The organism is Herbiconiux moechotypicola (assembly GCF_024979255.1).
GTDB lineage: Bacteria > Actinomycetota > Actinomycetes > Actinomycetales > Microbacteriaceae > Herbiconiux > Herbiconiux moechotypicola.
Map to the genome: position 1 here is coordinate 15,230 of NZ_JANLCN010000009.1, position 14,865 is coordinate 30,094.

Sequence of the window (14,865 nt, forward strand, 5' to 3'; positions counted from 1 at the left end):
CTATCGGCGGCCACCGACACCCTGGTCGTGGGCGGACTCGGCACCGGTCTCGGCCTCGGTGTCGGCCTCGAGTCGCTCGAGCTTCTTGCGGGCGCGCCGCCGCGCCAGCCCGTGCGAGGTCGCGACCAGCTCGCGCAGGCGCTCCCGCTCGGCCTCGGCGAGGGTGTCGCGGGCCTCGGCCACCCGCTGCAGCCGCTCGGCCTCCTTCTGCTCGGGGCTGAGGGAGCGGGCGTCGATTCCGGCGTCGTCCATCCCGACCGCGATCCAGGTGGCCGAGATGAGGATGACCCGGCACACCAGGTTGAGGAAGATCATGATGCCGATGATCACGGCGAAGGAGGCCAGCAGCGGGTTCGAGGTGGCGCCGCCGAGCAGCTGACTGCCGAGCACCTTGAGCACGCCGAGCGCGGCCCCGCCGAGCGCGGCGCCCGCGATCAGGCGGCGCAGCGGGATCTTCACGCCCGACAGCACGCGGAACGCCACCGCCAGCACCAGGGTGTCGAACACGAACACGATCACCACGCCCACGAGCCACGCCACGACGAGCGCCGCCGTCGACTCGGAGTCGATGCCGAGCAGGCCGAAGGCGAACGACAGACCCTGGTTGCTCACGAGGCTCACCACCGACGAGAGCACGATCGCGACGGCGAAGGCCAGGGCGAGGGCGAAGTCCTTGAGCTTCAGGAGGACGGGGTTCGTGGACGGCGGGTCGAGGCGGAAGATGCGCCGGATGGAGTCGCGGGTCGACGCGAGCCAGCCCACCGCGGTGAGCACGAGGCCGACCAGCGCGATGGCACCGGTCCAGCCGAAGATGCGAGCCTGGCTGAGCGCCTCGGGGTCGATCGCACCCTCGTCGCCGATGAGGCCGGGGATGGCGTTGCTCAGTTGGGCGACGACGGCGTCCATCACGTCGGGATCGGTCGCCAGCACGATGCCGAAGATCGAGAATCCCACCCAGATGCCCGCGAACACCGCGAACACGGCCTGGAACGACATGCCCGAGGCCATGATCTCGCCCCCGCTCGCGCCGAAACGCAGGAACACCCGCACGGGGCGCAGGGCCATCACCCAGGCGATGAGCGCGGCGATGCGCGCCTTCGGGGTGGTCTCGTCAGGGGGCGGCGCGCTCATGCCACCCACCCTGCCACGCCTTCGGTCAGGTGCGGGGTTCGGGATGCTCGGGGGCGGGCGTGGATTCGGACGGTGCGGCCGTGGGCGGCGCCGGGCGCGGACGGCGGCGGCTGAGGAGCACGATGAGCACGATCACGGCCGCGATCACCGCGAGGGGGAGCAGCCAGGGGATGAGCACGCCGATCACCACCACGAAGCCCGCGAGCGCCGCGGTGAGCGAGGCCCAGCCGGCGGCGAGGCCGCTCCAGAAGTCGCCGGGCACGTTGCTCGGCAGGGCGCCCTTCTCGACCAGGTCGAGGGTGACGGTGGAGTACGCGATCTGGTCGGAGAGGTATTCGCGCTGCGACTTCAGGCTGTCCAGCTGTGCCTGGCGGTCGGAGATGGCGGTCTCGAGCTCGACGAGGTCGGCGGTGGTGGCGGCCTGGTCGACGAGCTGCAGCAGCCGGTCGACAGAGGCCTCGAGCGCCGCGATCTGGGCGTCGAGGTCGCGCACCTGCAGGGTGACGTCGCTCGAGTTCAGCGACACCTGGTCGACCTCGCCGAGCTCGCCCAGCGCATCCAGAGTGTCGTCGAGCGCGTCGGCGGGCACCCGGATGACGAGCTGGGCGCTCGAGCGCTGCGAGTCGGTTCCGGCCTGCTGGCTGCGGGAGTCGATGCGGCCGTCGGCGTCGCCGACGATTTCGATGGCACGCTCGGCGGCCGCGGACGGGTCGTCGACCGTGATGGTGACCCAGCCCGTGGTGATGACGCTCTGGTCGGCGGAGGCCTCGGAGCCCGCCTCCGTCAGCGCCCCGCCCTCGCTGGTGGAGGCATCACGGCCCGGCTCCATCTGCACCGGCCCGGCGACGCCGGAGTCGGACGCCGATCCGCCCGAGGCGGAGCAGCCGGCGAGCAGGAGCACGGCGGCGACGGCGCCGGATGCGAGGATCGAACGTCTCATGCGGCTCACTGTAGGGATGCGCGGGAGGCCTTGTCTGGGCGGCACCTGGGATTGCCCGGATGGTTATCCGCTCGTTATCGAGCGCCGCCGGAGCGGCGCCTGAAAACTGCCCGAGACCCCCGTGCGGGTGGAGGCCGACCGTCGTAGCGTCGACCGCGAACCACGACCGAGGAGGCCATCATGGGATTCATCGACGACGCCAAAGACGCCGCAGAGGCGACCGGCAAGAAGATCGGCGAGGCGTTCGACGACGCCAAGGAGCGCATCGGCGACAAGGTCGACGAGGCGAAGGCCGAGCAGAACGTGAAGAAGGCCGAGGCCGAGCGCGACGCCACCAAGGCGAAGAACGACTACAAGGAGTCGCTGCGCGACTGACCCGCGAGCCGGTTCGGGCGTCGACGCCGGGCCGCGACTCAGTTGCGGTCGTCGGGGTCGACGCCCGTGCGCTCGCCCGTCTCCAGAGCCGCGATGGCCGCGAGGTCGTCGGCGTCGAGTTCGAAGTCGAACACGTCGATGTTCTCGGCGATGCGCGCGGGCGAGACCGACTTCGGAATCACCGACAGCCCCAGCTGCACGTGCCACCGCAGCACGACCTGAGCAGCGGACTTGCCGTACCGACGGCCGATGGCGGCGAGGACATCTCCACCGTGCGCGGAATCGAGCACATGGCCGCGGGCCAGCGGCGACCAGGCCTGGGTGACGATGCCGAGTTCGGCGTCGAACGCCCGTAACGCGGCCTGCGGCAACCACGGATGCAGTTCGACCTGATTGACGGCGGGCACCTCGCCGGTCTCGTCGACCAGCCTCGACACGTGCGCCGGATGGAAGTTCGCCACGCCCACCGAGCGCGACAGCCCCTCGTCGCGCAGCCGCAGCAGCGCCCGCCAGGTGTCGACGTACCGGTCGTTGCGGGGTGCCGGCCAGTGGATGAGGTACAGGTCGACGTAGTCGAGCCCGAGCCGCTCGTTCGACTCCGCGAAGGAGCGCAGCGTCGAATCGAAGCCGTTCTCGGTGAACCACACCTTCGTGGTGACGAACACCTCGTCGCGCGGCAGGCCGCTGCGTCGCACCCCGTCGCCCACTCCCCGCTCGTTGAGATACATCGACGCCGTGTCGACGTGCCGGTAGCCGAGCCGTAACGCTGCCTCGACCGCGTCGGCGGCTTCCGCATCCGTCGTCTTGTAGACGCCGAGGCCGAGCTGCGGGATGCTGCGGCCGTCGTTGAGGGCGAGCAAGGGCGAGAGGGCAGGCAGCATGCGGTCGCCCCTCACGCCGTGACCGTCTGCACGGGCTCGGTGTCGGGCAGCGGACTCGCGTCGCGGTCGCGCAGATCGGGATGGAAGCGCTTGCCGAGCAGCGGCACGAGGAATCCGACGAACGCCAGCGCCGCCGCCACCACGAAGGCGCCGACCGACCCGATGCCGTCGATGAGGAAGCCGGCGAGGGCCGAGCCGACCGCAGCGCCGATGAGCTGCCCGGTGCCCACCCATCCGTAGGCCTCCGCGGTGTCGCTGAACTTCACGCTCGACGACACGATCGCGAACATGACCGCCAGGGCGGGCGCGATGCCGATGCCCGCGAGGAAGAGCGTGCCGGCCAGCCACCACACGTTGAGCCAGGCGGCCGCGATGGCGGTGCCCACGAACACGATCGCCATGCGGCGGGCGAGCGCCCACGGGCCGATGGGCCGGTGCCCGAGCGAGAGACCGCCGACGAGCGAGCCGATGGCGAACACCGCCAGCACGAAGCCCGCCTCCACGCCGCCCTCGCCGAACGTCGACACCACACCGGCCTCGATGGCCGCGCACGCGGCGACGAGCAGGAAGCCCACGATCGTGGCGAGCAGCACCGGCGGCTTCTTCAGCACCACGCCGAGCTTGCGCTTGGAGCGCGGGATGCGCACCCGCCCGAGCTCGGGACTGGTGAGGAACCAGGTGCCGCCGCCCACGAGGAACGCGACCGCGAGCAGGATGCCCCACACGGTGCCGATCTGGATGGAGACGAAGGTGGTGACGACGGGGCCGAGGATCCAGATGATCTCCTGTGCCGAGGCGTCGAGCGAGAACAGCGGGGTGAGCTGCTTCGAGTTGACCATCTTGGGGTAGATGGTGCGCACCGCGGGCTGGATGGGCGGCATGGTGAGGCCGGCCACGAACGCCACGGCCATGTCGGCCGCGATGCCCATGGGGAACAGCGCGATACTCGTGATGGCGAGGGCGCAGATCACCATCGTGGTGGCGATGACGGGGCGCATGCCCCACACGCCCATGAGCCGGCTGGTGACGGGCCCGGCGATGGCCTGCCCGATGCTGAGCGCCGCCAGCACGAGCCCGGCGACGCCGTAGGACTCGTAGGTGTGCTCGATGTGCAGCAGGAACGCCAGCGACAGCATGCCGAACGGGAATCGGGCGGTGAGCTGCGCCGAGAGGATGCGGGCGACGCCTCGCGTCTTCAGAAGGGATGCGTAGCTGCTCACTACAGAAGTGTACGGGGTCAGCCGAGCAGTTTGGAGAGTCGCTGGAGCGAGGCTGGCTCGGCGGTGCCGAGCGGCTGGGCGAACAGGCTCATGCGCAGCTCCTCCAGCAGCCAGCGTGCGCGCACGAGGTTCTCGGGGGAGTGTGGTGCAAGGGGGAACTCGCCGCCGGCGTCGCGGAAGCGGGCGATGCCGGTGTACACCTCGGTCTGCCAGGCGCGGTCGCGACCGGGGTTGTCGGGCAGCCGCTCGAGGCGGTGCACCATGCCGGCCAGGTAGCGCGGCAGGTGGCCGAGCCGGTCGAGACCGGTGCGCGACACGAACCCGGGGAACACGAGGGCGGCGAGCTGCTCGCGCACGTCGGTGACCGCGGGCAGCAGGTTCATGCTGGTGACCGACTTGATGGCGCGCTCGACGTCGCGCACACCGGTCAGGATGCGCACCACGGTCGCGACGGTCTGGTCGACGAGCGGAAGCACAGCGGTCGAGAGGCGGTCTCGCACCGCGTCGAACTCCTCGGCGGTCCACACCAGACCGTCGGGGTGGAGCGCGGTGAGCGACTCGTGGGCGCAGGCGAGCATGATGTCGTCGAAGAGCGCGGCGACGTTCTGGTAGGGGCTCGTGGCCAGGAGCAGGCGCTCGTTCTGCGTGAGGTGGTCGCGCACGTAGGAGCCCGGGCTCGGCACCGCGAGCAGCAGCAGCCTCCGGATGCCGGCGGGCGAGGTGCGGGCCTGGTCGCCGGCGGTGGCCAGGAGGCGCAGCGACACGGAGGTCTTCTCGTCGACGATCGCCGGGTAGGCGCGGATGACGCCGCCGTGCTGGGCGGTGTCGACGTGACGGGGGAGGGCGCCGAAGTCCCAGGCGGTGATGCCGGTGCGCTCGCGGAAGCCGCCGGAGCGACCGGCGGCCGCGGGCGCGGAGGCGATGCGAGAGGCGGCATCGCCCGTCGCCGAATGACCGGAGCTCTGGCGTCTCGCCTGGTCCTTCGCCTGGCCCCCCGACGCCCGGGCGATGCTCGCCCGTGACGCCTCGGCCAGCCGCGACTGCAGCGCCCCGAGGTCTTTGCCCGCGCCGAGCGTGCGCCCGCGCTCATCCACCACCCGGAAGGTCACGAGGAGGTGCTCGGGCAGCTTCGAGCGGTCGAAGTCGGCCGCCGTCACCGGCACGTGCGCGAGCCGCGACATGAGCGCGGCCAGCCGGCCGAGGAAGCCGGCCCGCACATCCGGCCCGCCCCGTGCATCCGACCCGCCCTGCGCATCCGGCCCCAGCTCGTCGAGCAGCCGCCCCGCCCAGTCGGTGGCGGGCACGAAGTTCACCCGCAGCCGCTTCGGCAGCGCCTTGATGAGCGCCACCACCAGCTCGCGCCGGAAGCCCGGAACCTGCGACTCGAACGCCGCCGACTCCAGCCGGGGCAGCAGCGAAACCGGCACCGTGGCGGTCACGCCGTCGTCGTCGCTGCCGGGTTCGAAGCGGTACGACAGGGCGAGCCGCTGGTCGCCCTGCTGCCACTGCGCGGGGAACTCGTGCTCGTCGACCTCGGGCGCGCCCTCGGGCAGCAGGTTCTCGAGGGTCATCGTGAGCAGCTCGGGGTCGTCGTGCCTGGCGGTCTTCCACCACCCTTCGAAGCTGCGCTGCGACACCACGTCGCGGGGGATGCGCGCCTGATAGAACTCGAACACGGCCTCGTCGTCGAGCAGGATGTCGCGCCGCCGCGACCGCTCCTCGAGCTGCTCGAGCTCGCGCCGGAAGGCCCGGTTGGCGCGGTCGAACGCCTGCTGCGACTCCCACTCGCCCTCCACCAGGGCGTGGCGGATGAACAGCTCGCGCGCGTACTCGGCGTCGACGCGGGCGAACTGGATGCGCCGGCGCGCGACGATCGGCACACCGAAGAGCGTGACCCGCTCGTAGGCCACCGCGGCTCCCTGCTTCTTCTCCCAGTGCGGCTCGGAGTAGCTGCGCTTGACGAGGTCGCCCGCGAGCGGCTCGGCCCACGCCGGGTCGATGGCCGCGTTCATGCGGGCGAACAGCCGGCTCGTCTCGACGAGTTCGGCGCTCATGACCGCGGCCGGCTGCCTCTTGGCCAGGGCCGAGCCGGGGAAGATCGAGAAGCGGGTCTGCCGTGAGCCGAGGTAGTCGCGTTTGGCCTGATCGCGCAGGCCGATCTGCGAGAGCAGGCCCGAGAGGATGGAGCGGTGGATGCCGTCGGGGTTCACGCTCGGCTCTCCCAGCGTGAGGCCGAGCGGCTTGGCCAGCTGCCGCAGCTGACGGTAGACGTCCTGCCACTCGCGGATGCGCAGGTAGTTGAGGAACTCGGACTTGCAGAGGCGGCGGAACGCGCTGCTGGAGAGCTCGCGCTGCTTCTCGTCGAGGTAGTTCCAGAGGTTCAGCAGGGTGAGGAAGTCGCTCGTGGCGTCGGCGAAGCGGGCGTGCAGTTCGTCGGCGCGGCCGCGCTTGTCGAGCGGGCGCTCGCGGGGGTCTTGCACGGTGAGGCCGGCGACGATGGCGAGCACCTCGCGACTGGTGTTCGTGCGCTTGGATTCCACGATCATCCGGGCGAACCGGGGCTCGATGGGGAGCCGGGCGAGGTCGCGACCCGTGCGGGTGAGTGCGGGGGTGCCGCTCTTCGCGGCGGTGCCGATCGCGCCCAGCTCCCCGAGCAGGTCGAGGCCGTCCTTCACTCCGCGGGAGTCCGGCGGCTGCAGGAACGGGAAGGAGGCGATGTCGCCGAGACCCAGTGAGATCATCTGCAGGATGACCGCCGCGAGGTTGGTGCGGAGGATCTCGGGGTCGGTGAACTCCGGCCGGCGCAGGTAGTCCTCTTCGGAGTAGAGGCGGATGGCGATGCCGTCGCTCGTGCGGCCCGAACGGCCCGAGCGCTGGTTGGCGCTGGCCTGCGAGATGGCCTCTATCGGCAGGCGCTGCACCTTCGACCGGGCGGAGTAGCGGCTGATGCGCGCGGTGCCCGCATCCACCACGTACTTGATGCCCGGCACCGTGAGGCTCGTCTCGGCCACGTTGGTGGCGAGCACCACGCGGCGGCGGATGCCCGGGGTGGCGCTCCGCTGGAACACGCGGTGCTGGTCGGCGGCGCTGAGGCGGCCGTAGAGGGGCAGCACCTCGACGCCGTTGCCGCTCGCCGCAGTCCGGCCGGCGTACTTGCCCCGGAGCGCGTCCTCCGCATCCCGGATCTCGTTCTCGCCGGAGAGGAAGACGAGCACGTCGCCCGGCGCCTCGCGCTCGAGCTCGTCGAGGGCGGCGCCGATGGCGTCGAAGAGGTCGCGGCCGTCGGAGGGGTCGGGGGCCGTGGCCGGGGCCGCGGGGGTGGCGTCGTCGTCGGCGTCGTCGGTCGACGGCTCCGGGGCGAGCGGGCGGTACCGGACCTCGACCGGGTAGGTGCGGCCCGACACCTCCACGATCGGGGCCGGCCGGCCCTTCGCATCCGCGAAGTGGCGGGCGAAGCTCTCGGGGTCGATCGTGGCGCTCGTGATGACGAGCTTGAGCTCGGGCCGGCGGGGCAGCAGCTGCTTGAGGTAGCCGAGAAGGAAGTCGATGTTGAGGCTGCGCTCGTGCGCCTCGTCGATGATGATCGTGTCGTACCGGCTCAGCATCCGGTCGTGGTTCATCTCGTTGAGCAGGATGCCGTCGGTCATGAGCCTGATGCGGGTCGACGCCGAGGCGCGGTCGGTGAAGCGCACCTGGTAGCCGACGAGGCCGCCCACCTCCTGGCCGAGCTCCTCGGCGATGCGCTCGGCGATGGTGCGCGCCGCGAGACGCCTCGGCTGCGTGTGGCCGATCGACTCGCGGCCGAGCTCGAGGCAGATCTTCGGCAACTGGGTGGTCTTACCCGACCCGGTCGCGCCGGCGACGATCACCACCTGGTGGTCGCGGATGGCGCGCGCGATCTCGTCCTTCTTGCCGCTGACCGGCAGCTCGGGAGGGAACGAGATACGAAGAGGGGCGTCGATCGACATGAGCCCTCCATTCTACGGCGGGCCCGCCGGTCGACGCCCCTCGGCGTGATGCGCCGGGTTCAGCCCGGGATCAGCTGACGCCGAGCTGGTCGTCGGCGACCTGGTAGCCGGGGTTGGCGGCGTCGATGGAGAGGGTGATCAGGTCACCGGTGGTGATGGTGCCCGAGAACGCCAGGTCGGGCAGCTCGGTGGTGGTGTAGGTGGAGGAGAGGCTGGGCCCCGCGAACACGAGGAGGGTGGGCGAGGTGGTGACGGTCGACCAGTCGGCGGGCACGGTCGGCGTGACGACGACTCCGCTCGGGATGCCGACGGTGAAGGTGAGCGCACCGGTCTCGGCGCCCGGCGCGAGGTCGGTCACCGACAGGGTGCCGCCGTAGTTGCCCGCGAGGTCGCGCGTCTCGCCGACTCCGGTGAAGGTGACGGTGTTGTCGCGGGAGATGGTGATGGACGGGGTCGGCGCGGTGCTCGCGGCGGCCAGCGGGGTGGCGACGGCGAGGGCGATCACGGGGGCGGCCCAGGCGGCGGCGGTGGTGAACTGACGGCGGGAGAGGCCGGGGCTCTCGGCGAGAGCGGTGGCGTTGGTGCCGGTGCCGGTCGGGATGCTCGGGGCGGGGGTGTTCTCGGGGGTCACGATGTCTCCGAATCAGGTGGGTGACGAGAAGGGAAGGCACTACATCGGCGAACGTACCCCCGAACGGGGGTCACGCCAACGGCCGCGGGCGTAGTCTCGGTGCATGGGCTCAGACGAACGCGAACCCGAACGGGACTGGGCGACGTGGCGCGAGGCGCGGCTGCGCACCGTGACCGCGCCGCACGGCATCGCCTCCCTCACGGCGACTCACTGGCTCTCGCCCGATCCGCAATCCCTCGACGGGCTCGACGGGCGCTGGTGGCTCGACGGAGCCGCGATCGTGGGCGACTCCTTCACTCTCGACGAGGGCGGCGAGGCGCTCGTCGGCTCGCGCCTGCTGAGGCACATGCGGCGCGACGACCAAGTCGCGCTGCGCGTGCTCGACCCGGAGGCGCCCAGCCGCGCATCCGTCGCCGGCATCGCCGCGTATCCGTACGACTCCGCCTGGGTGCTCGAGGGGCGCTTCGAGGCGGCGGCGGACGGCGCCACGATCGACTCGCTCGAGATCGACGGCTACGTCGAGACCGAGCAGCTCGCGGGCGAGGTGGTCGTGACCATCGGCGGGGTGGAAGCGCGCCTGACCGCCACCGGGTCGGCCGAGCGGATGCACGTGGTGTTCTCCGACGCGACGAGCGGTGGGGAGTCGTACCGTTTCCGGTTCCTCACCCTGCGCGTGCTGCCCGGGCCGGGCGATCGCGTGGAGGTCGATCTCAACCGCGCCTTCCTCCCGCCGTGCGCCTTCGCCGACTTCTACGTGTGCCCGCTCCCGCCCCCGTCGAACCGCCTCGCCGTCCCGGTCCGCGCGGGCGAGCGCGTCGTCGAGCGGCGCTGAGCGGGCCATTCTCGATAGAATCGAGCCATGACCGGGTCGAGTGATTCGTTCGATGCGCGAGTGTTCTACCGCGACATCAAGCCTTACGACGCGCCTCGTGAGCTGGATGATCTGCGCGGCCCGAACGGAGGCGTTGTGAGCCTCCCGGTCACCGTCTATTGGGGGCCAGAACACTATTTCGATCTCGACAACGAGTCCGACGTCATCGAGGCTTATCAAGCGACACTGCGGGAAGGCCGCGCGAGTGACCAGATCGCTCTTCTGAATCGAGAGTTGCTCGTCGAAGTCTGGCCGGAACTTCTGCTGCCTGTGCGGGTGCGGAGGCTCTGGGAAGTCCGATTTCCGGAGTTGACCGCGGCGTGAGCACCGAGCGGGAGTTGCAGCGCGAACTGACTCGCACAGCTCTCACGATCCTGGGTGATCGCTCGTTCGCGCTTGCCGGATCGGGTGCCATCCGCGAGCACGGCATCGCCGATCGGGCCACCCGAGCCGTCGACCTGTTCACGAGCGACGTCGACCCGGCCGCGTTCGACTCCGGGGTTGACGCGCTCGTGCTTCACCTCGAACGAGCAGGGTTCGTCGTCGATGTCGTGCGGCGGAGCAGCCGATTCGCTCAGTTGCGGGTGACCGTGGGAGGGGGTCGATCCGTCGACATGGATCTCGCTGTCGACTGGCGAGAGACGGAACCCGACCACCTCGCCATCGGGCCTGTGCTCAGTCTCAGGGATGCGGTCGGCAGCAAGGTCGACGCGCTCTTCACGCGTGCGGAGGCGCGCGATTATCTCGACGTCGATGCGATCCGTCGCTCGGGTCTGTTCAGCGATCAGATCAGCTGGACCAGGTGCGCCGCATCCGGCTCGAACGAGTGGAACGCTACGGTCTCGACGCCCAGGAACTGGACGAGGCGAAGGAGCGGCTGGTGCGGTGGGCGGCGGCGCTGCGCGAGGAAGCCGGGCCGGGTCCGCATTCGGACGACGATCCTCCGGTCGTCGAGCGGCGCTGAGCGGCGGGGTGGGGTGGAACGGTGAATCGGCTCGGGGAGGCGGTCAGTCCGTACCTGCGATCGCACGCGGGCAATCCGGTGGACTGGTACCCGTGGGGTGAGGAGGCGTTCGCCGAGGCCAGGGCGCGCGATGTCCCCGTCCTGGTGTCCATCGGGTACGCCACCTGCCACTGGTGTCACGTGATGGCGCGCGAGAGCTTCTCCGACCCGGCGATCGCCGCGGTGCTGAACGATGGATTCGTGGCGGTGAAGGTCGACCGCGAGGAGCATCCCGAGGTCGACTCCGCCTACCTGGCCGCCGCCGGAGCGTTCAACCGGCAGCTCGGCTGGCCCCTCACCGTGTTCACCACGCCCGAGGGCAAGGCGTTCTACGCGGGGACGTACTCGCCGCCTGTCCCGGTGCAGGGCAATCCGTCGTTCGGGCAGGTGCTCGCGGCCGTGACCGAGGCGTGGGTGGAGCGCCGGGCCGAGGTGCTCGATGTGGGCGATCGGCTGGCGGCGGCGCTCGCCGAGGCCGATCGGGCGGCGGGAGCGGTCGGTGATGAGGGTGCGGATGCGCGGGGCGCGTCGCCCGCGCAGCTCACGCGGGCGGTCGGTGGGCTGGCGGCGCTCGAGGACGACCGATTCGGCGGGTTCGGCGATGCCCCCAAGTTCCCCACCGCACCCGTTCTGGGGTTCTTGCTCGAGCATCCGGAGGGCCGCCCCCTCGGCCTGCGGACACTCGAGGCCCTGGCCGGTTCGGGGTTGCGCGACCCCGTCGAGGGCGGGTTCTTCCGATACGCCACGCGCCGCGACTGGACGGAGCCGCACTACGAGCGCATGCTCTACGACAACGCCCTGCTGCTCGACCGGTACACCGAGGCCTGGAAGGGCGACCCGACGGGCCGCGCGTGGGCGGCGGACGCTGCGACCGGCATCGCGGCATTCCTGCTCGAGGTGCTGCGGCTGCCCTCGGGCGGGTTCGCCTCGGGGCAGGACTCCGAGAGCACGGTCGACGGCGTGCGCACCGAGGGCGGCTACTACGCGCTCGACCCCGAGGAGCGCGCCCGTCAACCGCGCCCGGCGCTCGACGAGAAACTGCTCACCGGCTGGAACGGACTCGCCCTCGCGGCGCTCGCGCGCGCGGGCTTCGCGTTCGGCCGCGAGGAGTGGGTGTCGGCTGCCGCGCGCGCCGCCGACCACCTCCTCGCGACGCATCTCAGGACGGACGGGCTGGTGCGGGCGTCGGTGGCGGGAAGGGTGTCGTCGGCGCCGGCGACGCTGGAGGACTACGGGATGTTCGCCGAGGGCCTGCTGGCGCTCGCCGCGGTGACGGGAGAGGTGCGCTATGCGTCGGCCGGGAGAGACCTGGTCGACGCGGTGATCGAGGCGGGCGGTCGCGCGCCGGGCGGCGGCGATCCGGTGCTGGGTGCGCGCGGGCTCGGGCGTGAACTCGATCCCTCGGAGGGGGCGTACCCGTCGGGGGCGAGCGCGTTCGCCTCGGCGTCGCTGCTGCTGCACGGCCTCACGGGTGAGTGGCGCTACCGGGAGGCGGCGGCGCGGGCACTGGAGGGTCTCGTCGACGCGGCGGTCGAGCATCCGCTCGCGTTCGGGGCCACGCTGCAGGTGCTCACGAGACTCGGCAGGCCGGGCGTGCAGCTCGTGCTGGTGGAGCCGGAGCCGGAGGCGGATGCGGGCGTCGACGCGCCGGCGCTGCTCGAGCTCGTGCGACGGCACCCCGACGGGCTGGTCGCACGCGCGACGGAGCACGAGGCGCGCGATCTCGCAGACGCGGGGTTCGCCCTGTTCGAGGGGCGGGTGACACGGAACGGGCTGTCGACCGCCTACCTCTGCGAGGACTTCGTGTGCCGCCTCCCCGTCACCCGCGCCGGCGAGCTGGGGTAGGGACGGCCGGCGGCTCACACCGTGTCAGCGGCACGTCAGCGCCGTGTGAGCGCCCAGGCGCACACTCGAGGTCGAGCGGTCGATGCCGCTCCCTCACGACAGTACGAAAGACAGTACGAAAGGAATCGCCATGGCGAACCCCACCGACTGGGCCGTCGAAGCACACGGCCTCGTCAAGGTGTTCGGAGACAACCGCGCGGTCGACGGCGTCGACCTCAGCGTGCGCACCGGCACCGTCTACGGCGTGCTCGGTCCGAACGGGGCCGGCAAGACCACCACCATCCGCATGCTCGCCACCCTGCTCAAGCCCGACGGCGGCGAGGCCACCGTCTTCGGCCACGACGTGCAGCGCGAGGCGCAGATCGTGCGCCAGCTCATCGGCGTCACCGGGCAGTACGCCAGCGTCGACGAGACGCTCTCCGCCACCGAGAACCTCGTGCTCTTCTCCCGTCTCAACGGGCTGAGCCGGGCGGATGCGCGGCGCAAGTCGGCCGAGCTGCTCGAGGAGTTCGGTCTCACCGAGGCCGCCAAGCGTCCGCTCAAGAAGTTCTCCGGCGGCATGCGCCGTCGCCTCGACCTGGCCGCCAGCCTCATCTCGCAGCCGCCCCTCATCTTCCTCGACGAGCCCACCACCGGCCTCGACCCGCGCACGCGATCGCAGATGTGGGACACCATCCGCCGCCTCGTCGCCACCGGCTCGACCGTGCTGCTCACCACGCAGTACCTCGACGAGGCCGACCAGTTGGCCGACCGCATCGCGGTGATCGACCGCGGCATCGTGGTGGCCGAGGGCACCGCCGACGAGCTCAAGGCGAGCGTCGGTCAGGCCTCGCTGCTGCTGCGCCTCGCCGACGCCGCCAATCTCGAGCGGGCGCGCTTCGCGATCCTCGACGTGCTCGGGGTCGAGGCCGTGCTCACCCCGGAGGCGGGCCGCATCACCGCGCCGATGAGCGACCCCGACACCGTCACCGACCTGTTGCTGCGCCTCAGGCAGGACGGCATCGCCGTCGCCGAGCTGGCCGTGCAGCAGCCCACCCTCGACGAGGTGTTCCTCGCCCTCACCGGACACACGGCGTCCGACGACGACAGCGACGGCAGCGACGACGACGGCAGCGCCGACGCCGCGTCCGCCCGCCCCGCCGGCGGCGCCCCCGACCTCGAACTGGAGAACGCGCGATGACCACCGCGACCATCACCCCCGGTGCCAGCCGCACCCTCAAGAACCACGTCAGCATCGCGCAGACCGTCCAGAACTCGTTCAGCATGGCCGCCCGCGGGCTCATCAAGATCCGCCGCACCCCCGAGCAGCTCATCGACGTCACGGTGCAGCCGATCATCTTCACGCTGATGTTCACCTACATCTTCGGCGGGGCGATCGCCGGGAGCGTGGCCGACTACCTGCCCACGCTCATCCCGGGCATCCTCGTCCAGACCGTCATCACGACCAGTGTCGTGACCGGGGTGCAGCTGAGAGAGGACATGGACAAGGGCGTGTTCGACCGCTTCAAGTCCCTGCCGATCGCCCGCATCGCGCCGCTCTCGGGCGCGCTGCTGGCCGACACCGTGCGCTACGCCATCGCGACCACGCTCACCTTCACGATGGGCTTCATCATGGGCTACCGGCCCGGCGGCGGCTTCGGCTTCGTGGTGCTGGCTGGTCTGCTGGTCATCGCCTGCTCGTGGGCCATCAGCTGGATCTTCGCGTTCTTCGGCGTCATCGCCCGGAGCGCCGCGAGCGTGCAGGGCATCTCGTTCCTCGTCCTCTTCCCGCTCACGTTCCTCTCGAACGCCTTCGTCTCGCCCGACACCATGCCCGACTGGCTGGCGGCGTTCGTGAACATCAACCCGGTCTCTCACCTCGTGACGGCGGTGCGCGAGCTTGCCAACAGCGGCGCATGGACCGCCGACGCCGGGGTCGCCCTGCTCGGCGCCGCGGTGATCGTGGCGATCTTCGCCCCGCTCACCGTGCGGGCCTACATGAAGAAGGCCTGAGCCTCAGC

General features: G+C 71.2%; 13 protein-coding genes. 7 read left to right on the forward strand and 6 right to left on the reverse strand.

Annotated features, from left to right (window positions below):
• Together N1031_RS14240 and N1031_RS14245 are read right to left on the reverse strand one after the other, a co-directional pair.
• The gene (locus N1031_RS14240) at nucleotides 1-1,131 is read right to left on the reverse strand and encodes a YhjD/YihY/BrkB family envelope integrity protein (protein WP_259480362.1); all 1,131 of its coding nucleotides are present in this window, start codon (nucleotides 1,129-1,131) and stop codon (nucleotides 1-3) included.
• A gap of 25 nt (nucleotides 1,132-1,156) precedes the next feature.
• Complete coding sequence (locus N1031_RS14245) at nucleotides 1,157-2,071, reverse strand: DUF4349 domain-containing protein (RefSeq protein ID WP_259480363.1); 915 nt, start codon at nucleotides 2,069-2,071, stop codon at nucleotides 1,157-1,159.
• A 180-nt stretch (nucleotides 2,072-2,251) separates the two neighbouring features.
• On the opposite strand from N1031_RS14245, the gene N1031_RS14250 reads away from it, so the two are divergent.
• Nucleotides 2,252-2,446 carry a hypothetical protein gene (locus tag N1031_RS14250; RefSeq protein WP_259480364.1) on the forward strand — a complete coding sequence of 65 codons (195 nt, stop codon included), beginning with the start codon at nucleotides 2,252-2,254 and terminating at the stop codon, nucleotides 2,444-2,446.
• A gap of 38 nt (nucleotides 2,447-2,484) precedes the next feature.
• On the opposite strand, the gene N1031_RS14255 is transcribed toward N1031_RS14250, so the two are convergent.
• The 4 genes from N1031_RS14255 to N1031_RS14270 all read right to left on the reverse strand — a co-directional run bounded on the left by N1031_RS14255 (nucleotide 2,485) and on the right by N1031_RS14270 (nucleotide 9,146).
• Nucleotides 2,485-3,327 (reverse strand): aldo/keto reductase, encoded by an 843-nt coding sequence (locus N1031_RS14255; protein WP_259480365.1) that lies wholly within the window; start codon nucleotides 3,325-3,327, stop codon nucleotides 2,485-2,487.
• A gap of 11 nt (nucleotides 3,328-3,338) precedes the next feature.
• A complete protein-coding gene (locus N1031_RS14260) occupies nucleotides 3,339-4,547 on the reverse strand; it encodes an MFS transporter (protein ID WP_259480366.1) in 1,209 nt (402 codons plus the stop codon).
• Between the two features lie 17 nt (nucleotides 4,548-4,564).
• Nucleotides 4,565-8,515 (reverse strand): ATP-dependent RNA helicase HrpA, encoded by a 3,951-nt coding sequence (gene hrpA, locus N1031_RS14265; protein ID WP_259480367.1) that lies wholly within the window; start codon nucleotides 8,513-8,515, stop codon nucleotides 4,565-4,567.
• A 70-nt stretch (nucleotides 8,516-8,585) separates the two neighbouring features.
• On the reverse strand, nucleotides 8,586-9,146 hold the full coding sequence (locus N1031_RS14270) for a hypothetical protein (RefSeq protein ID WP_259480368.1): 561 nt from the start codon (nucleotides 9,144-9,146) through the stop codon (nucleotides 8,586-8,588).
• Nucleotides 9,147-9,249: 103 nt separating this feature from the next.
• Here N1031_RS14270 and N1031_RS14275 point away from each other — a divergent pair, with 103 nt between their 5' ends.
• The 6 genes from N1031_RS14275 to N1031_RS14300 all read left to right on the forward strand — a co-directional run bounded on the left by N1031_RS14275 (nucleotide 9,250) and on the right by N1031_RS14300 (nucleotide 14,857).
• Nucleotides 9,250-9,978, forward strand: coding sequence for a DUF1684 domain-containing protein (locus N1031_RS14275; RefSeq protein ID WP_259480369.1), 729 nt, complete (start codon nucleotides 9,250-9,252; stop codon nucleotides 9,976-9,978).
• A gap of 27 nt (nucleotides 9,979-10,005) precedes the next feature.
• Nucleotides 10,006-10,341, forward strand: coding sequence for a transcriptional regulator (locus N1031_RS14280; RefSeq protein WP_259480370.1), 336 nt, complete (start codon nucleotides 10,006-10,008; stop codon nucleotides 10,339-10,341).
• Nucleotides 10,338-11,006 carry a nucleotidyl transferase AbiEii/AbiGii toxin family protein gene (locus tag N1031_RS14285; RefSeq protein ID WP_259480371.1) on the forward strand — a complete coding sequence of 223 codons (669 nt, stop codon included), beginning with the start codon at nucleotides 10,338-10,340 and terminating at the stop codon, nucleotides 11,004-11,006. The genes N1031_RS14280 and N1031_RS14285 overlap by 4 nt, the downstream gene beginning before the upstream one ends.
• Nucleotides 11,003-12,865: a thioredoxin domain-containing protein gene (locus tag N1031_RS14290; RefSeq protein WP_259480372.1), complete on the forward strand. Its 1,863-nt coding sequence runs from the start codon at nucleotides 11,003-11,005 to the stop codon at nucleotides 12,863-12,865. Before N1031_RS14285 ends, N1031_RS14290 begins: the two co-directional genes overlap by 4 nt.
• A 130-nt stretch (nucleotides 12,866-12,995) precedes the next feature.
• Nucleotides 12,996-14,045, forward strand: a complete 1,050-nt coding sequence (locus N1031_RS14295; RefSeq protein ID WP_259480373.1) for an ATP-binding cassette domain-containing protein — start codon at nucleotides 12,996-12,998, stop codon at nucleotides 14,043-14,045.
• A complete protein-coding gene (locus N1031_RS14300) occupies nucleotides 14,042-14,857 on the forward strand; it encodes an ABC transporter permease (RefSeq protein WP_259480374.1) in 816 nt (271 codons plus the stop codon). The genes N1031_RS14295 and N1031_RS14300 overlap by 4 nt, the downstream gene beginning before the upstream one ends.
• The last annotated feature ends 8 nt before the right edge of the window (nucleotides 14,858-14,865 follow it).

What these genes read in the sequence shown, in the direction of transcription:
- N1031_RS14240 (WP_259480362.1), bottom strand. Translation starts at nt 1,131, where the DNA reads ATGAGCGCGCCGCCCCCTGACGAGACCACCCCGAAGGCGCGCATCGCC.
- N1031_RS14245 (WP_259480363.1), bottom strand. Translation starts at nt 2,071, where the DNA reads ATGAGACGTTCGATCCTCGCATCCGGCGCCGTCGCCGCCGTGCTCCTG.
- N1031_RS14250 (WP_259480364.1), top strand. Translation starts at nt 2,252, where the DNA reads ATGGGATTCATCGACGACGCCAAAGACGCCGCAGAGGCGACCGGCAAG.
- N1031_RS14255 (WP_259480365.1), bottom strand. Translation starts at nt 3,327, where the DNA reads ATGCTGCCTGCCCTCTCGCCCTTGCTCGCCCTCAACGACGGCCGCAGC.
- hrpA (WP_259480367.1), bottom strand. Translation starts at nt 8,515, where the DNA reads ATGTCGATCGACGCCCCTCTTCGTATCTCGTTCCCTCCCGAGCTGCCG.
- N1031_RS14275 (WP_259480369.1), top strand. Translation starts at nt 9,250, where the DNA reads ATGGGCTCAGACGAACGCGAACCCGAACGGGACTGGGCGACGTGGCGC.
- N1031_RS14280 (WP_259480370.1), top strand. Translation starts at nt 10,006, where the DNA reads ATGACCGGGTCGAGTGATTCGTTCGATGCGCGAGTGTTCTACCGCGAC.
- N1031_RS14295 (WP_259480373.1), top strand. Translation starts at nt 12,996, where the DNA reads ATGGCGAACCCCACCGACTGGGCCGTCGAAGCACACGGCCTCGTCAAG.
- N1031_RS14300 (WP_259480374.1), top strand. Translation starts at nt 14,042, where the DNA reads ATGACCACCGCGACCATCACCCCCGGTGCCAGCCGCACCCTCAAGAAC.